The organism is Streptomyces sp. NPDC006339 (assembly GCF_040612775.1).
Lineage (GTDB): Bacteria > Actinomycetota > Actinomycetes > Streptomycetales > Streptomycetaceae > Streptomyces.
The window spans coordinates 140,708-155,144 of sequence record NZ_JBEXQW010000011.1; the positions used below are offsets into that span (position 1 = coordinate 140,708).

At 72.9% G+C, this 14,437-nt stretch carries 16 protein-coding genes and 1 tRNA gene; 6 read left to right on the forward strand and 11 right to left on the reverse strand.

Annotated elements, in window-relative coordinates; genetic code table 11:
* The first annotated feature begins 305 nt into the window (after window positions 1–305).
* Window positions 306–387 (forward strand) — tRNA-Leu (locus tag ABZ135_RS11690).
* Between the two features lie 155 nt (window positions 388–542).
* Window positions 543–1,442 carry a Bax inhibitor-1/YccA family protein gene (locus ABZ135_RS11695; protein WP_356694360.1) on the forward strand — a complete coding sequence of 300 codons (900 nt, stop codon included), beginning with the start codon at window positions 543–545 and terminating at the stop codon, window positions 1,440–1,442.
* 93 nt (window positions 1,443–1,535) lie between these two features.
* Here the strand turns inward: ABZ135_RS11695 and ABZ135_RS11700 are convergent, their stop codons facing one another.
* On the reverse strand, window positions 1,536–2,096 hold the full coding sequence (locus ABZ135_RS11700) for a TetR/AcrR family transcriptional regulator (protein ID WP_356694362.1): 561 nt from the start codon (window positions 2,094–2,096) through the stop codon (window positions 1,536–1,538).
* 105 nt (window positions 2,097–2,201) lie between these two features.
* Between ABZ135_RS11700 and ABZ135_RS11705 the strand changes: the two genes are divergently transcribed.
* A complete protein-coding gene (locus tag ABZ135_RS11705) occupies window positions 2,202–3,077 on the forward strand; it encodes an alpha/beta fold hydrolase (protein ID WP_356694364.1) in 876 nt (291 codons plus the stop codon).
* A 4-nt stretch (window positions 3,078–3,081) separates the two neighbouring features.
* Here the strand turns inward: ABZ135_RS11705 and ABZ135_RS11710 are convergent, their stop codons facing one another.
* Complete coding sequence (locus ABZ135_RS11710; RefSeq protein WP_356694366.1) at window positions 3,082–3,312, reverse strand: DUF4287 domain-containing protein; 231 nt, start codon at window positions 3,310–3,312, stop codon at window positions 3,082–3,084.
* A gap of 100 nt (window positions 3,313–3,412) precedes the next feature.
* Between ABZ135_RS11710 and ABZ135_RS11715 the strand changes: the two genes are divergently transcribed.
* Window positions 3,413–3,796: a hypothetical protein gene (locus tag ABZ135_RS11715; RefSeq protein WP_356694368.1), complete on the forward strand. Its 384-nt coding sequence runs from the start codon at window positions 3,413–3,415 to the stop codon at window positions 3,794–3,796.
* A gap of 26 nt (window positions 3,797–3,822) precedes the next feature.
* Here ABZ135_RS11715 and ABZ135_RS11720 read toward each other — a convergent pair whose 3' ends face one another.
* From ABZ135_RS11720 to ABZ135_RS11730, 3 genes are all read right to left on the reverse strand, one after another.
* Window positions 3,823–4,764, reverse strand: coding sequence for a hypothetical protein (locus tag ABZ135_RS11720; RefSeq protein ID WP_356694370.1), 942 nt, complete (start codon window positions 4,762–4,764; stop codon window positions 3,823–3,825).
* Between the two features lie 212 nt (window positions 4,765–4,976).
* Window positions 4,977–6,197, reverse strand: coding sequence for an acetyl-CoA C-acetyltransferase (locus tag ABZ135_RS11725; protein WP_356694372.1), 1,221 nt, complete (start codon window positions 6,195–6,197; stop codon window positions 4,977–4,979).
* 185 nt (window positions 6,198–6,382) lie between these two features.
* Entirely contained in the window at window positions 6,383–7,414 is a 1,032-nt protein-coding gene (locus tag ABZ135_RS11730; protein WP_356694374.1) for an SGNH/GDSL hydrolase family protein, read from the reverse strand.
* Between the two features lie 150 nt (window positions 7,415–7,564).
* Between ABZ135_RS11730 and ABZ135_RS11735 the strand changes: the two genes are divergently transcribed.
* Window positions 7,565–8,959, forward strand: coding sequence for a cystathionine beta-synthase (locus ABZ135_RS11735; RefSeq protein WP_356694376.1), 1,395 nt, complete (start codon window positions 7,565–7,567; stop codon window positions 8,957–8,959).
* A 388-nt stretch (window positions 8,960–9,347) separates the two neighbouring features.
* Window positions 9,348–10,181 (forward strand): MurR/RpiR family transcriptional regulator, encoded by an 834-nt coding sequence (locus ABZ135_RS11740; RefSeq protein ID WP_356694378.1) that lies wholly within the window; start codon window positions 9,348–9,350, stop codon window positions 10,179–10,181.
* A 61-nt stretch (window positions 10,182–10,242) separates the two neighbouring features.
* Here the strand turns inward: ABZ135_RS11740 and ABZ135_RS11745 are convergent, their stop codons facing one another.
* The 6 genes from ABZ135_RS11745 to ABZ135_RS11770 form a co-directional block, all read right to left on the reverse strand.
* On the reverse strand, window positions 10,243–10,614 hold the full coding sequence (locus ABZ135_RS11745; protein ID WP_356694380.1) for a hypothetical protein: 372 nt from the start codon (window positions 10,612–10,614) through the stop codon (window positions 10,243–10,245).
* A 71-nt stretch (window positions 10,615–10,685) separates the two neighbouring features.
* On the reverse strand, window positions 10,686–11,078 hold the full coding sequence (locus ABZ135_RS11750) for a roadblock/LC7 domain-containing protein (RefSeq protein ID WP_356694382.1): 393 nt from the start codon (window positions 11,076–11,078) through the stop codon (window positions 10,686–10,688).
* Between the two features lie 41 nt (window positions 11,079–11,119).
* Entirely contained in the window at window positions 11,120–11,884 is a 765-nt protein-coding gene (locus ABZ135_RS11755) for a transcriptional regulator (RefSeq protein WP_356694384.1), read from the reverse strand.
* The gene (locus ABZ135_RS11760) at window positions 11,881–12,348 is read right to left on the reverse strand and encodes a hypothetical protein (protein WP_356694386.1); all 468 of its coding nucleotides are present in this window, start codon (window positions 12,346–12,348) and stop codon (window positions 11,881–11,883) included. The genes ABZ135_RS11755 and ABZ135_RS11760 overlap by 4 nt, the downstream gene beginning before the upstream one ends.
* 162 nt (window positions 12,349–12,510) lie before the next feature.
* Entirely contained in the window at window positions 12,511–12,990 is a 480-nt protein-coding gene (locus tag ABZ135_RS11765) for an SRPBCC family protein (RefSeq protein WP_356694388.1), read from the reverse strand.
* Window positions 12,987–14,405, reverse strand: a complete 1,419-nt coding sequence (locus ABZ135_RS11770) for a diaminopimelate decarboxylase (RefSeq protein ID WP_356694390.1) — start codon at window positions 14,403–14,405, stop codon at window positions 12,987–12,989. The genes ABZ135_RS11765 and ABZ135_RS11770 overlap by 4 nt, the downstream gene beginning before the upstream one ends.
* Between the last annotated feature and the right edge of the window lie 32 nt (window positions 14,406–14,437).

Genomic DNA, 14,437 nt, shown 5'->3' on the forward strand with positions numbered 1-14,437 from the left:
ACGGCGACCCCGAGAGACGAGGCGCGGAAGAGGCCCGCGTCCGGCCCGCCCGGCGGCCTCCGCGGAGGGGGCGCGGAGCGCGGCACAGAGGTGACGAAGTCGGGTCGGATCCGGCGGCGAGTTTTCGTCAATCAGGCGGCCGGGTCTTTGCTGCCGCGACCCCCGTCGCCCTTCGCCCCAGCAGCCCCCACCTGCGCTGACGCACCCTCATGTGTCAATAAAATAAGACAACATCGGGCCGCCGTTCCGCTGAACGGGCGACGCGCCCCGATAGGCTCCTGTGCCAACGCGGACCATCGCGTGACGCCCGGATGGTGGAATGCAGACACGGCGAGCTTAAACCTCGCTGGCCTTCGGGCCGTACCGGTTCGAATCCGGTTCCGGGCACACTCCTCCCCCTCCGTCCCCGCCCCTCCCGGCCGCGTGTCCTCGGGCTTTCCGGGCACGATCGTATAAAGATCCTCCCCCAGCACGAGGGAGTTTCTTTTGCCTTCGCATTACTCTTGACGCAAGGCCGCGCAGTGCGGCCATGGAGGAGTGAGATGAGGAGCAGCAACCCGGTCTTCTCGCGACGGGGGTTCAGCCGCGACAACGGCTACGCCGGCTTCAACGCGCAGCAGCCGCAGGCCGGGGGCCCCGCCGTCGGAACGAACCCGTACGCCACCGGTGCCCCGCAGGCCGAGGGCGGTGCGAACCCGTACGCGACCAACCCGTACGCGCAGCAGGACACGCTCGGCGCGCCGCAGCAGGTCCGCGGCAACGTCATGACGATCGACGACGTCGTCAGCCGTACGGCGATGACGCTCGGCACGGTCGTGGTCACCGCCGTCCTCGCCTGGCTGCTGCTGCCGGTCGACCCGGCGAACCTGGGCAAGTCGTACGGCATCGCCATCGGCGCCGGTCTGATCGCCCTGGTCCTGTCGCTGGTCCAGTCGTTCAAGCGCAAGCCGTCGCCGGCGCTGATCCTGGCCTACGCGGCCTTCGAGGGCGTCTTCCTCGGCGTGATCTCCGCCGCCGTCTCGACGTACATCGCCGACGGCGTGGTCCCGCAGGCCGTGCTCGGCACGATGTCGGTCTTCGCCGGTGTGCTGATCGCCTACAAGATGCGCTGGATCCGCGTCACCCGCCGTTTCTACGGCTTCGTGATGGCGGCCGCCATGGGCTTCGTGCTGCTGATGGCGGTCAACCTGCTGTTCGCCGTCTTCGGCGGCGGTGACGGCCTCGGCTTCCGCAGCGGTGGCCTCGGCATCCTGTTCGGTGTCATCGGCATCATCCTCGGTGCCTGCTTCCTGGCCCTGGACTTCAAGCAGGTCGAGGACGGCATCACCTACGGCGCTCCGCGCGAGGAGTCCTGGATGGCGGCCTTCGGCCTCACCCTGACCCTGGTGTGGATCTACATGGAGTTCCTGCGTCTGCTCTCGATCCTTCAGGGCGACGACTGACGCATCGCGTGACACCTCGCGTGACATGGGAAGGGCCCGTCCGGCATCCGCCGGGCGGGCCCTTCCGCGTGGGGCGGGGCGGCGGGACGGCCGTCAGTCGACGTGCGCGTCGAGCAGCACCCTGGCCGCGTCCTTGGCCTGGGCGGCGGGCTCGGAGCTGCCGCGGATGCCGGCGACCGCCATGGCGCCGTTGGCGAGCAGGGCCAGTTGGTCGGCGAGGGCGGGCGGGGCGTTCAGGGCGTCCGTCTGCTCGGCGAAGTAGTCCCGCAGGGCCTGCTTGTGGCTGCGGGCGATCTCGGCGATGTCCGGGGAGATGCCGCCCATCTCCCCGAAGGTGTTGATGAAGGCGCAGCCCCGGAAGTCGGGGGCGGCGAACCAGTCGCCCAGGTAGTCGAAGACCGCGAGCGCCCGCTGATAGGGGCTGGTGGCGTGGGTGGCGCCGTGGGCGGCGATGGCCTCGCGCACGGCCGCGTCGCGCCGCTTGAGGACCGCCCAGACCAGATGGTCCTTGGACGGGAAGAGCTGATAGAGGCGTTTGAGGGAGACGCCGGACGCGCCGCGGATGGCGTCCATGCCGACGGCCTGGACGCCCTTCTCGTCGAACAGGGCCTCGGCCGTCTCCAGGAGCTTCAGCTCCGCGGTCTCCGCGTCCATCACCGGTCACCCCTCGGAAAAGCCCGTTGCGTCGAGAACCATCGTTCTCCTACTCTACAGGCCATCGGGAGAACGAGCGTTCTCCCTGTCTTCGAGGGGATACCCATGTCCGGCTTCGCCCTGCGCTCCCGCACCGTGACCATCGACGGCCTGGAGGTCTTCTACCGAGAGGCCGGCGACCCGGCCCGGCCCACCCTGGTGCTGCTGCACGGCTTCCCGAGCAGCTCGCACATGTACCGGGGACTGATGGCCGAGCTCTCCGACGCGTACCACCTGATCGCCCCCGACCACATCGGCTTCGGCGCCTCCGCCGCGCCCGCCGTGGACGCCTTCGACTACAGCTTCGAGCGGCTCACCGGGATCACGCTGGCCCTGCTCGACCGGCTCGGGCTCGATCGCTTCGCCCTCTACCTCCAGGACTACGGAGCGCCCATCGGCCTGCGCATCGCCTCCCGCCACCCCGAGCGGGTCGGCGCGATCGTCACCCAGAGCGGCAACGCCTACCTGGAGGGCTTCACGCCCTTCTGGGACGTCCTCTTCGCCCATGCCGAGGACCGGGAGGCGCACGAGGCCGGCGTGCGCGCGCTGCTGACCGCCGAGGCCACCCGGTGGCAGTACACCCACGGCGTCCCGGCCGACCGGCTCGACCGGATCGGCCCCGAGACCTGGACCCTCGACCAGGCGGGCCTCGACCGGCCCGGCAACCAGGAGATCCAGCTCCAGTTGTTCTGGGACTACCAGTTCAACCTGGAGGGCTACCCGGCCTTCCAGGAGTACTTCCGCACCCACCGGCCGCCGCTGCTGGCCGCCTGGGGCCGCGGCGACGAGATCTTCGGCCCGGCCGGTGCCGAGGCGTTCGCCCGGGACCTGCCGGACGCGGAGATCCATCTCCTCGACGCGGGGCACTTCGCCCTGGAGACGCACGGCGAGGAGATCGCGGACCTGGTCCGCGACTTCCTCGGCCGTCACGTGAAGGGCTGAGCCGTCAGAGCATGCGGCGGGCCGCCCGACGGAGGTCGTACTCGTGGATGATGGCCTTGGCGTGGCCGTAGGCGAGGCCGTGCTCGCCGCGCAGCCAGCGGACCTTCTCCTCGAAGCGGATCAGGGAGGGGCCCTCCTCGACGGCCCTCAGCCAGTCGGAGATCTCACGACCGGTGCAATGGGGGATGCGGGCGAGCAGGTTGCGGTGGGTTTCCTCGGAGAATGCGTGGGACATCGGCGCCTCCGGACGCGTTGTGCCGTGTGCTCCTTCACGCCACCGTGCCCGACCGTTCGCCTGTTGGCAATGGCCCCCGGACGGCGCATAGGGTCGCACGGTGCGCGATACGAGTGAACTGACCGCCGCCGCAGAGCGGTTCGCCGACCGGCTGCGGGCCGCCCCGCAGAGCCGCCTCCAGCGCGGTGCCGCCGCCGAAGGGCTCGCCCTGGCAAGGGAGTTGGCCGTCCGGGCGCAGCGCCTCGAATTCCCCGGCCGGGAGCCGGTGATCATGCCGGACGCGGGTGTCTTCGCGGTCGCCGACCAACTGGTGGTCGCCGCCACGGATCTGGCCGAAACTTTGCGGTCGGTCCCGGACGCCTCGGACACCTCGGACGCCTCGGACGCCCAGGGCGTCCCGGACGGCCCGGCCGGTTCCCCGGAGGGGGACCTGCGCGAGGCCGTGAGGCTGGTACGGGAGGCGGAGGCCCGCTCGGGGCTGTAGCGGCCGTGTCCCGGGGCCCCGAGGGGCTACAGGCTGGCGATCACGCGGTCCGCGAGGATGTACACGTTGTCCTCGGCCGCTTCCCCGCACGAGAAGGTCAGGGCGTAGGCGCCGGACACGCCCGAGCCGCCCAGGAGCACCGGGGCCCGGCCGGCCCGGAGGGCCTCGGCGAGGCGCTCGGCCGTCTCCCGGTGGCCGGGGGTCATGCAGAGCGTGGTGCCGTCGGCGAAGACGTACACGTCCAGCGTGCCCAGCGGGCCGGGGCGGACGTCGGTCAGCGCCGTGCGCGTGTCGGCGAGCTCCTCCAGGCGGGCCACCGTGCGCTCGTGGTCGGTGACCACCGGGGTCTGGACCGGCACGAAGTCCGGGTGCGAGGGGTGGCGGCGGCGGGCCGCGGCCAGCTCGGGGGAGTCCTCGGGGTACTCGGTCGGCCCGGCGAGCTCGGGGAGCTCCTCCAGGGCCTCGAAGCTGTCGAAGGTGTCGAACGTGTCCAGCGGGTCGCGGCCGTCGAAGGTCTCCCGCGTCGCCTCGAAGGACTCACGGCCGTCGAAGATCTCCCGGCCGTCGAGCGCGGCGGCCTCCGCCTCCATGGCCTCCAGGGCCATCGCCTCCAGGCCCACGAAGTCGGCCTGGCGCGGCACGAAGAACGGGCCCTCCTCGGCCGGTCCGGCCAGGCCGCCGAGCAGCGACGGGGCGTCGGCGGCGTCCCGGGCCTCCTGCGCGGCCCAGAAGGCCCGCGCCTCGGCGAGCTCGCGCTCACGCTCCTCGGCCAGGGCGTCGGCCACCGCGGCCCGTATCTCGTCGACCGGCGTCCGGGCCGGGGGGACGGTCACGCCGTGCGTCGCGGCGAGCTCGCCACGCAGCGCGGTGACCTGCTTGCGGAGACCGTGGGCGGCGTGCAGGGCGGCGGCGCCCACGGCCGTGGCAGCGGCCGTGGTCACCAGCAGGGCAAGAGACAGTGCGCTCACTGACGTACTCCCGATTCCGAGTCGATCCCCCGACTTCCTACATCAGCTTGTCGTGGGGTGGCATCGCCTGTCAGTGCATTACGTCACGAAATGGACAGGTATTTCTGCCTGGCGTTTGGGCCCGAAACGGCCGTGACCTGGGAAAACGACTCTCCCCCGGGATGTATGTCACATCCTGGGGGAGATTCGGTCACGGCTTGGACGCGGGACGGTTAGCTCAGCCGCTCGATGACCATGGCCATGCCCTGGCCGCCGCCGACGCACATGGTCTCCAGGCCGAACTGCTTGTCGTGGAACTGGAGGCTGTTGATGAGCGTGCCGGTGATGCGGGCGCCCGTCATGCCGAAGGGGTGGCCGACGGCGATGGCGCCGCCGTTGACGTTGACCTTGTCCAGGTCGAAGCCCAGGTCCTGGTAGGACGGGATGACCTGGGCGGCGAACGCCTCGTTGATCTCGACCAGGTCGATGTCGCCCGTGGTCAGACCGGCCCGCTTCAGGGCCTGCTTGGACGCCTCGACCGGGCCGAGGCCCATGATCTCGGGGGAAAGGCCGGAGACGCCGGTGGACACGATCCGGGCCAGCGGGGTCAGGCCCAGCTCCCGCGCCTTGGTGTCGGACATGATCACGAGCGCGGCGGCGCCGTCGTTGAGCGGGCAGCAGTTGCCGGCGGTCACCAGGCCGTCGGGGCGGAAGACCGGCTTCAGGCCGGAGACGCCCTCCAGGGTGACGCCGGCGCGCGGGCCGTCGTCCTTCGAGACGACCGTGCCGTCGGGCAGCGTGACCGGGGTGATCTCGCGCTCCCAGAAGCCGTTCTTGATGGCCTCTTCGGCGAGGTTCTGCGAGCGCACGCCGAACTCGTCCATCTCCTGGCGGCTGACGCCCTTCCAGCGGGCCAGGTTCTCGGCGGTCTGGCCCATGGCGATGTACGCGTCGGGGACCAGGCCGTCCTCGCGCGGGTCGTGCCAGGTCGAGCCCTCGGACTCGGCGACGGCCGCGGTGCGGGCCTCGGCCTCGGCGAAGAACGGGTTGTGCGTGTCCGGCAGCGAGTCGGAGTTGCCCTTCACGAAGCGGGAGACCATCTCGACGCCGGCCGAGATGAAGACGTCGCCCTCGCCGGCCTTGATGGCGTGCAGCGCCATGCGGGAGGTCTGCAGCGAGGAGGAGCAGTAGCGGGTGACGGTGCAGCCGGGGAGGTGGTCCATCCCCATCTGTACGGCCACGATCCGGCCCAGGTTGTTGCCCTGCTCGCCACCGGGCAGACCGCAGCCGAGCATCAGGTCGTCGATGTCGCGCGGGTCCAGCTCGGGGACCTTGGCGAGGGCGGCCTGGATGATCGTGGCGGTCAGGTCGTCGGGACGAAGGTCCTTCAGGGAGCCCTTGAAGGCCCGGCCGATCGGAGAACGGGCGGTCGAGACGATGACGGCTTCGGGCATCACGGCTCCAGGAGGGTGCTGGGTGGACGGACTCAAAGGGAAGTTACCTGCACGTACCGCACGGGGTCACCGGGCGCGGCATGTGACGCGGACCTCTTTTCTAAGCGCTCGCTCAGTCGACTGCGGCCGCCCGCTGCCGCGGCGGGACGCGCCCGCCCCGCCGCGCCCGCCCCGTCGGGCCGTGCTCAGGCCGGGTCGGCGGCCTGGCGCGGGTCCGGGGTGTCCGTGCCGTCGTCGCCGGGCTCCGGGGCGGCGGGCACGGGCAGGCGGCGGCGCCTGCGGTGCTTGAGCAGGGCCCAGGGGGCGCGGGCGCCGGTGACCTCCGTGCCCGCCTGCTTCGCCGCCTCGGCCGCCGCCTTCGCCACCGGCAGTATGTCCTCGTGCCGGGCCGCGTCGAGCCGGTCGGCCTCCGGCCACACCCCGAGCGCCGCGCAGACCGTCGGCAGCACCGCCATCGCCGCCGTCGCGTAGCCCTCCGCCGACGGGTGGAAGTTGTCCACCCCGAACATCTCGCGCGGATTGGCCGCGAACTCCGGCCCCAGCAGATCGCCCAGCGACACCGTCCGGCCGCCCTGCTCGACGACCACGATCGTCTGCGCCGCCGCGAGCTGCCGCGAGGCCCGCCGGGCCAGCCAGCGCAGCGGCTGGTAGACCGGCTCGATCGTGCCCAGATCCGGGCAGGTGCCGACCACCACCTCCGCGCCCGCGGTGCGCAGCCGCCGCACCGCCGCCGCGAGACAGCGCACCGACTGGGTCGGCGGCATCCGGTGCGTGACGTCGTTCGCCCCGATCATGATCACGGCAACGTCCGGGGCCCCCGACGGCGACGCCAGCAGCAGCGACACCTGCCGCTCCAGGTCGTCCGAGCGCGCCCCGGGCAGGGCCACGTTCCGCAGGTCCACCGGCCGCTCGGCCACCGCGGCGAGCCCGGACGCCAGCAGCGCGCCCGGCGTCTGGCCCACCCGCCGCACGCCCTGGCCGGCCGCCGTGGAATCACCCAGAAGGGCGAGCCGCAGCGGCACCTCCCCGCCGTAGGAGCCGCCGTATCGGCCGTCCGCCCCCGGCGGCAGCGGCGCCACCCCGCCCCCCACGGTCCGCTTCGCAAGCTGTACCTCGGCCAGCAGCACCCCCACGGCCGCCACGCCCAGCAGGCCGATGCTCCCGCCGCCGTACGCCGCGCCCGCGGCGATCCGCCGTGCCACCCTCGCCCTGGACATCGGTGCACGCACCTCCTTCGAGCGTCCTCGCGCGTCTTCGGGCCGCCGTCTCGGGCCGCCTCGTGGTTACTCACTGCCCCGTAAGCGGCACCGCGTACGCATTCCACGGAATACGCTGGCTGCACCATTACGGAGACCCCGGAGATTACGGTGCAATTCCACGACTCGATGATCAGCCTCGTCGGCAACACCCCGCTGGTGAAGCTCAACAACGTCACTGCGGGCCTTCAGGCGACCGTCCTGGCCAAGGTCGAGTACTTCAACCCGGGCGGCTCGGTCAAGGACCGCATCGCCCTGCGCATGATCGAGGCGGCCGAGGCGAGCGGTGCGCTCAAGCCCGGCGGCACCATCGTCGAGCCCACGTCCGGCAACACCGGCGTCGGCCTGGCGATCGTGGCCCAGCAGAAGGGCTACAAGTGCATCTTCGTCTGCCCGGACAAGGTGTCCCTGGACAAGATCAACGTGCTGCGCGCGTACGGCGCCGAGGTCGTGGTCTGCCCCACGGCCGTCGACCCCGAGCACCCGGACTCGTACTACAACGTCTCGGACCGCCTCGTGCGCGAGACCCCGGGCGCCTGGAAGCCGGACCAGTACTCGAACCCGAACAACCCCCGTTCGCACTACGAGACCACGGGCCCCGAGCTGTGGCAGCAGACGGACGGGAGGATCACCCACTTCGTCGCGGGCGTCGGCACCGGCGGCACCATCTCCGGCACCGGCAACTACCTGAAGGAGGTGTCCGGCGGCAAGGTCCAGGTCATCGGCGCCGACCCGGAGGGTTCCGTCTACTCCGGCGGCTCCGGCCGCCCGTACCTGGTCGAGGGCGTCGGTGAGGACTTCTGGCCCACCGCCTACGACCGGAACGTCGCCGACCGGATCGTCGCGGTCTCCGACAAGGACTCCTTCCAGATGACCCGCCGCCTCGCCAAGGAGGAGGGCCTGCTGGTCGGCGGCTCCTGCGGCATGGCGGTCGTCGCCGCGCTGGAGGTCGCCAAGGAGCTCGGCCCCGACGACGTCGTGGTCGTGCTGCTGCCGGACTCCGGCCGCGGCTACCTGTCCAAGATCTTCAACGACGAGTGGATGGCCGACTACGGCTTCCTGGAGGACACCTCCTCCGCGACCGTCGCCGACGTGCTGCGCCGCAAGTCGGGCGGCATGCCCTCGCTCGTCCACATGCACCCGGACGAGACCGTGGGCCAGGCCATCGAGGTGCTCCGCGAGTACGGCGTCTCCCAGATGCCGATCGTGAAGCCCGGCGCCGGCCACCCCGACGTCATGGCCGCCGAGGTCGTCGGCTCCGTCGTCGAGCGCGAGCTCCTGAGCGCCCTCTTCACGCAGAAGGCGTCCCTGGAGGACCCGCTGGAGGACCACATGTCCGCCCCGCTGCCGCAGGTCGGCTCGGGCGAGCCGGTCGCCGACCTGATGTCCGTCCTCGGCGAGGCGGACGCGGCGATCGTGCTGGTCGAGGGCAAGCCGACCGATGTCGTCAGCCGTCAGGACCTGCTGGCCTTCCTCGCCGCCAACGGCGGTACGAAGCAGCACTGACGTCCGCCGCGTGACGGGGGACTGACGGGCCGTCGGGTGCGGGCGGGTACGTTCGCGCAAACGGTACGAGCGCGACACGTACCCGCAGCACCCGCTTAACAACGGTCCGGCAGAGTGTTCCTCATCGGCGCCACGGAACTCCGGAGCGGCTCCCGGAACTCCGCCGACGCCACGGACGCGGACCGGCCCTGACCCGGGCCCGTGTCCCTCGCGGGGACCGCCGTCGTCCCGCCCCCCGGTCACGGGGGTGCGGCGGTCCCCGCGCAATCCTTCCCCAGTCGCCGCCGGTCGCCGCTGGACCCTGTCGGCCCCCCGGGTCCTCTTCCCTTGCCTGGCTGCATATTCTCATGCAGAGTTCAGGTGGATGAATAAGTGGAAGGGGGACGGCATGAGCGACAGCCCGGCCGGACGGCTGCAGACGCTCTTCGAGGGGCACCGGCTGACGCCGACCCAGCGGCGGATCGCGCACTGCATGGTGCGGCGCGCCGCCGACGTGCCGTTCCTGTCCAGCGTGGAGCTGGCCGAGCTGGCCGGGGTGAGCCAGCCCTCGGTCACCCGCTTCGCCGTCGCCCTCGGCTTCGACGGCTACCCGGCGCTCCGCAAGCACCTGCGCGAGAGCGTGCCGGCCGTCGCCGAGGAGCTCGCCGAGCACAACGCGTACCAGCAGGCCGTCCTGGGCGAGATCGAGAACCTCCGGCACCTCGCCGACCTGCTCGCCGACCCCGCGCCCGTCGAGCGCGCCGGCCGGCTGCTCGCCGCCTCCCGGCCGCTGCCCGTCCTCGGGCTGCGGGCCGCCTCCTCGCAGGCCCGGGGCTTCGCCTACTTCGCCGGCAAGGTCCATCCGGACGTCCGGCTGCTCGACGAGGGCGGCTCGATGCTCGACGACCGCATCGACGCGGCCGTACGGGCCGGGGCCACCGCACTGCTGTGCTTCGCGCTGCCCCGGCACCCGCGCGAGGTCGTCGACGCCCTGGCGTACGCCAAGGCCACCGGCCTCACGGTGGTGACGGTCGCCGAGTCCGCCTTCGCACCGGTCGCCGCGCACAGCGACCTGCTCATCCCGGCCGCCGTCGGCACCGGCCTCGCCTTCGACACCGCGTGCGCCCCGATGCTGCTCGGCCGGGTGCTCCTCGAGGCGATGGCGGACGAACTGCCGGACGCGCAGGCCCGCCTGGAGGAGTTCGACGTGAAGGCGGCGGCGCGCGGCCTGTTCGTGGACTAGGCCCCGGGCCCGTCTCGCGGACCGGGACCCGGGCCCGTCTCGCGGACGGGACCCGGCCCGCTCAGACCTCCAGCTCCGCCTCGATCCTCTTCAGGTGGTGGCGGGCCATCGCCAGGTTGGCCCGGGTCTTGTCCAGGGCCAGGTAGAGGAAGAGGCCGCTCCCGCCACGGGACCTGAGCAGGCGGATCAGGTGGTACTGGGTGCCGAGGGTGATCAGGATGTCCTCGATCTCGTCGTTGAGCCCCAGCGCCTCCATCGCGCGGACCTTGGCGCGGACCACGTCCGTGTTGGCGGCCGCCGCCACGTTCAGGTCGAGCTCCTGGCCGCCGCCGATGGTGCCGAGGGCCATGCCGCTCGTGTAGTCGACGAGGGCGGCGCCGATCGCGCCTTCGATCTGGGCCGCTTCCTTGAGGGAGGTCTCGGTGTTCGCCATGGTTCTTCCTTGTCTCGGTTCAGGGTCTCGGTTCAGGGTCTCGGTGAGGTTCTCGGGCAGGGGGGCGTCGGTCAGTTCGGGTCTCTGCGTTCCAGGGCGCCGTCCACCAGCTCGCCTATCCGGGCGCTGGACCGGCGGGCCTCCAGGTGGAGCCGGCCGACGTTGACGCGGGGTTCGGCGAGCAGCGTCAGGACGGCCGCGTTCCCCGCCGCGTACGTCGCCACGTAGCCGTGCTCGCCGCGGACCAGGAGCTCCCGGAAGCCGCCCTGTCCGGTCGTGTCGGTGAGGCGCTGTCCGACGCCCAGCGCGGCGGCCGTGAGCGCGGCGACGCTCTCCGCCTCGCCGTCCACGGCGTCCTGCGCGAGCACCAGGCCGTCGGCGCTGGCCGCGAGGGCACCGGTGAGCTGCGGCAGCCGGGCCCGCAGCCGTCTCAGCTCGACGAGGACCTCGGCTTCTGCGGTCATCAGTTGTCTCCTCTCGGCGCGCAGGCGCAGGGCACGCCTCATCACAGCGCTGCCTCCAGGGCGTCACGGAGCCGGCGGAGCAGGGCGATGTCGGGGTCGGGGGTGGCGACCTCGCCGACCCACGCGGGGACGGCGGGCGCGGGCGGCGGCGCCTCGTGCGGGGTCTCCACGAGACCGGCCGCGGCGAGCCGCCGTATGTCGAGCAGCGTGTGGAAGGCGGCCCGGCCGAGGAGCCGGGCGAGGTCGGCGGGCGTCCGGGTCCCGTCGGCCGCCGCGAGCAGCGCCCGGTGCCGGGCGCCCACCGGCTGCCCGGGCGCGGCCGGCCGGGGGACCACGGGCGCGGCGTCGACGGCGGGGTAGGGCCAGACGCCGTCCAGGAGCTCGCGGCGGCGCAGGGTCTCGCGCTCGACGGCCTCGGCGTCGACCGGCCGCACCGTGCCGAACCAGTGGCCCACGCCGTAGCGGAAGCGGGTGGGCCCCGTGGTGGGCGCGAGGGCGAAGAAGGCCGCGTCGAAGAGGGCGCCGAGGTGGCAGATCTCCAGTTCGCCGCCGTGCAGCCGGCCGCTGTCGACGAGGAACCGGCCGACGGCGCCGAGCGCCCCGGCCCGGTCCACGGCCTCCTCCCAGCCTTCGCGGGGCAGCCGCCCGGCGGCGGTGAGGAGCACGTCGACGCCGGGCGCGCTCGGGCTCTCGGCGTGCACGACGCGGCCGTCGACGAGGTAGAGGGTGCCGTGGTCGCGCAGCAGGGCGCCGGTGGCCTTCTCGGCGGCGAGGCGGGTGAGCATCGGGGACACGCCGGCGGTCATCCCAGGACCAGCCTCTGGGCGAGGTCGCCGAGCCGGATCCGGGCGAGGGCGAGGTTGCCGTTGGTGCGGTCGAGCCAGAGGTGGAGGAAGACGCTGCTGTCGAAGGCGGTCTCGACGAAGCGGATCACGTGGTAGCCGGTGCGGGTGGTGACGATCAGGTCCTCCACGGGCGGGGCTCCCGTGGCTCCAGGGGCTCCCGGGGCGGCCGGGGTGCCGGGGGCGCCCGGTAAGCCGGGCGGGGAGGGCGGCGAGGGCGGGGCGTCGGCGGACCCGAACTCGGCGGACTCGAACTCGGCCGCCGAGCGGGCCAGTTCGGCGCTCTCGGCGGCGGTCGTCTCGTGGTCGCCGACCGGGGACTCGCCCGCCGCCCCGAGGGCCAGTCCGCTGGTCCAGTCGACCAGCCAGGCCCCGCGCGCCCCGGGCAGGCTCATGGCCTCCAGCAGGCACTCGTCGATTCCGGGCACGCGAGATCCCCTCCCGATGCGGCGTGCGGACGAACGGCAGTAACGGTGACGCTACTCAACGTCGTGAGCGCCGGAGGGGCTTCTGGCATTTTCCAAGGGAATTTGTCAGAAGCGGGGGGAGCGGGAGAAGCGGATGGCGTCGGCCGGCCCGCCGACGTGCCGTCAGCTCCGGCTCTCGACCGCCCGGGCGATCTCGTCCAGGTCCTTGGCGAGCGCCCGCGCCACCGCCCGCGAGCCGAGCCGGCCGAGCAGCCGCATGACGAGTCCCGGGGCGCGGTCGTGGGCGGGCCGGGCGGTGAAGGTCATGCGCAGCACCGTCGCCTCGGCCGAGACGGCCGGCCCCTGCGGCAGGAGGGCGATCTCGGAGACGTAGTGCATGCCGTGCGAGTCGGCCACGGTCACATAGCGCTCGGGCGGCTCGCAGACCGTCACGGTCATCTCCTCCGTGGCCGTCCTGCCCAGCATCCGCCGGGTCTCCCGCCAGCGGGTGCCCACCGCGAAGCCGCCCTCGGTGAGCACCTCGACCTTCTCGACGCCGGAGAGCACCCGCGGCAGGTCCCGCAGGTCGGTGATCGACTCCCAGACCCGGCCGGGGGAGGCGGCGATCCGGTGGTCCACCACGACGGAGGCGCGTGCTGTCATGCCCCCATGGGACCACCGGGCGGCGCGGTGCGCAGCAGCGCGTCCGGCCGGTCGCCGCCCGCTTCCGCGACGATCTCGTCGAGGGTCTGGGCCCTGCGGACGGTCGAGAAGACGATGCCGCCGTCGTCCGCCCGGGTGAAGCCGTGGACGGCGGGCCGGGGCAGGCTGTTGTACGCGTAGTGGTGGGCGAAGTAGTACGCGCCGGTGTCCGGCACCGCGACCAGGTCGCCGGGCCGCAGCAGCGGCAGGGACCGGCCGACGGCGAGCAGGTCCCCGGCGAAACAGGCCGGCCCGGCCACGTCCTGGACCACGTCCACGACGACCTCCTGGACCGCGTCCCGCTCGGGGGCCCCCGCCGCCTCCGCGCGCCCGCGGGGCCGCCCCTCGGCGTCGTACGCGAGGATCCGCAGCGGCCAGGACTCGGGGGCGTAGACCGTCCGGGTGGCGAGCTGGACGCCCGCGTGGGTGACGGCGATGGCCCGGCCGCCGGAGGTCTTGGTGTATTCGACGCGGGCCAGCACCGTGCCGTGCTTGGCGAGCAGCGAGCGGCCGAACTCGGTGACCAGCGCGTACCGCCCGTCGAACAGGCCGGGGACGGTCGCGGCGAGCAGTTCCGCGTACTCCGCGTACGTCGGGGTCTCCTCGTCGGAGGCGAAGTTGACCGGCAGGCCGCCGCCGATGTCGAGGGTGTCGATCTGCTGCCGGCCGGCCTTGGTGTTGATCTCCTCGGCGAGCGCGTAGGCGGCGCCCACGCCCTCGGCCATCAGGGCGAGCGGGATGCCCTGGGAGCCGGTGTGGGCGTGCAGCCGGGTGAGCCAGGGGCGTTCCAGAAAGGCCCGGACGACGGCCTCCCGCGCCCCCTCGTCGCGCAGCGCCACACCGAACTTGGAGGTGGCGGTCGCGGTGGACAGCGCGCCGATGGAACCGGCTCCGACCTGCGGGTTCACCCGGAGTCCGAGGGGTGAGGCGGTGGGCGCGGAGGCGACGAGCGCGTCGAGGCGGGTCAGTTCCTGGAGGTTGTCGGCGTTGACCGCGATGCCGAGCGCGAGCGCCTGGCGCAGCTCGGCGGGGGTCTTGGCGGGCGAGTCGAGGACCGTACGGGTCGGGGGCACCCCGGCCGCGCGGGCCAGCGCCAGCTCGCCGGGGCTCGCGACCTCGACGCCGAGCCCCGCCTCGTACAGCAGGCGCAGGACGGGGACGAGCGGGGCGGCCTTGACGGCGAAGGCGTGCAGCACGGGGGCGTCGGTGACGGAGGCGAAGGCGCTGGTCAGGGCGGCGGCGGAGGCACGGATGCCGTCGGTGTCGAGGAGGGCGACGACGGGTTCGGAGGGGGAGAGGAGCCCGTGCCGGACCGCGGCGCGGACGGCCTGGTCGCGGGCCCGTTCCCGGCGGTCGGATCCGAGTGAGGAAGCCATGGGTGCGTCCATGGGGCCATCCCACCACCGGA

Coding starts and splice junctions, on each gene's coding strand:
- ABZ135_RS11745 (WP_356694380.1), bottom strand. CDS start 10,614: ATGGCGAACACCGAGACCTCCCTCAAGGAAGCGGCCCAGATCGAAGGC.
- ABZ135_RS11725 (WP_356694372.1), bottom strand. CDS start 6,197: ATGCCCGAAGCCGTCATCGTCTCGACCGCCCGTTCTCCGATCGGCCGG.
- ABZ135_RS11695 (WP_356694360.1), top strand. CDS start 543: ATGAGGAGCAGCAACCCGGTCTTCTCGCGACGGGGGTTCAGCCGCGAC.
- ABZ135_RS11705 (WP_356694364.1), top strand. CDS start 2,202: ATGTCCGGCTTCGCCCTGCGCTCCCGCACCGTGACCATCGACGGCCTG.
- ABZ135_RS11700 (WP_356694362.1), bottom strand. CDS start 2,096: ATGGACGCGGAGACCGCGGAGCTGAAGCTCCTGGAGACGGCCGAGGCC.
- ABZ135_RS11750 (WP_356694382.1), bottom strand. CDS start 11,078: ATGACCGCAGAAGCCGAGGTCCTCGTCGAGCTGAGACGGCTGCGGGCC.
- ABZ135_RS11770 (WP_356694390.1), bottom strand. CDS start 14,405: ATGGCTTCCTCACTCGGATCCGACCGCCGGGAACGGGCCCGCGACCAG.
- ABZ135_RS11755 (WP_356694384.1), bottom strand. CDS start 11,884: ATGACCGCCGGCGTGTCCCCGATGCTCACCCGCCTCGCCGCCGAGAAG.
- ABZ135_RS11765 (WP_356694388.1), bottom strand. CDS start 12,990: ATGACAGCACGCGCCTCCGTCGTGGTGGACCACCGGATCGCCGCCTCC.
- ABZ135_RS11710 (WP_356694366.1), bottom strand. CDS start 3,312: ATGTCCCACGCATTCTCCGAGGAAACCCACCGCAACCTGCTCGCCCGC.
- ABZ135_RS11730 (WP_356694374.1), bottom strand. CDS start 7,414: ATGTCCAGGGCGAGGGTGGCACGGCGGATCGCCGCGGGCGCGGCGTAC.
- ABZ135_RS11740 (WP_356694378.1), top strand. CDS start 9,348: ATGAGCGACAGCCCGGCCGGACGGCTGCAGACGCTCTTCGAGGGGCAC.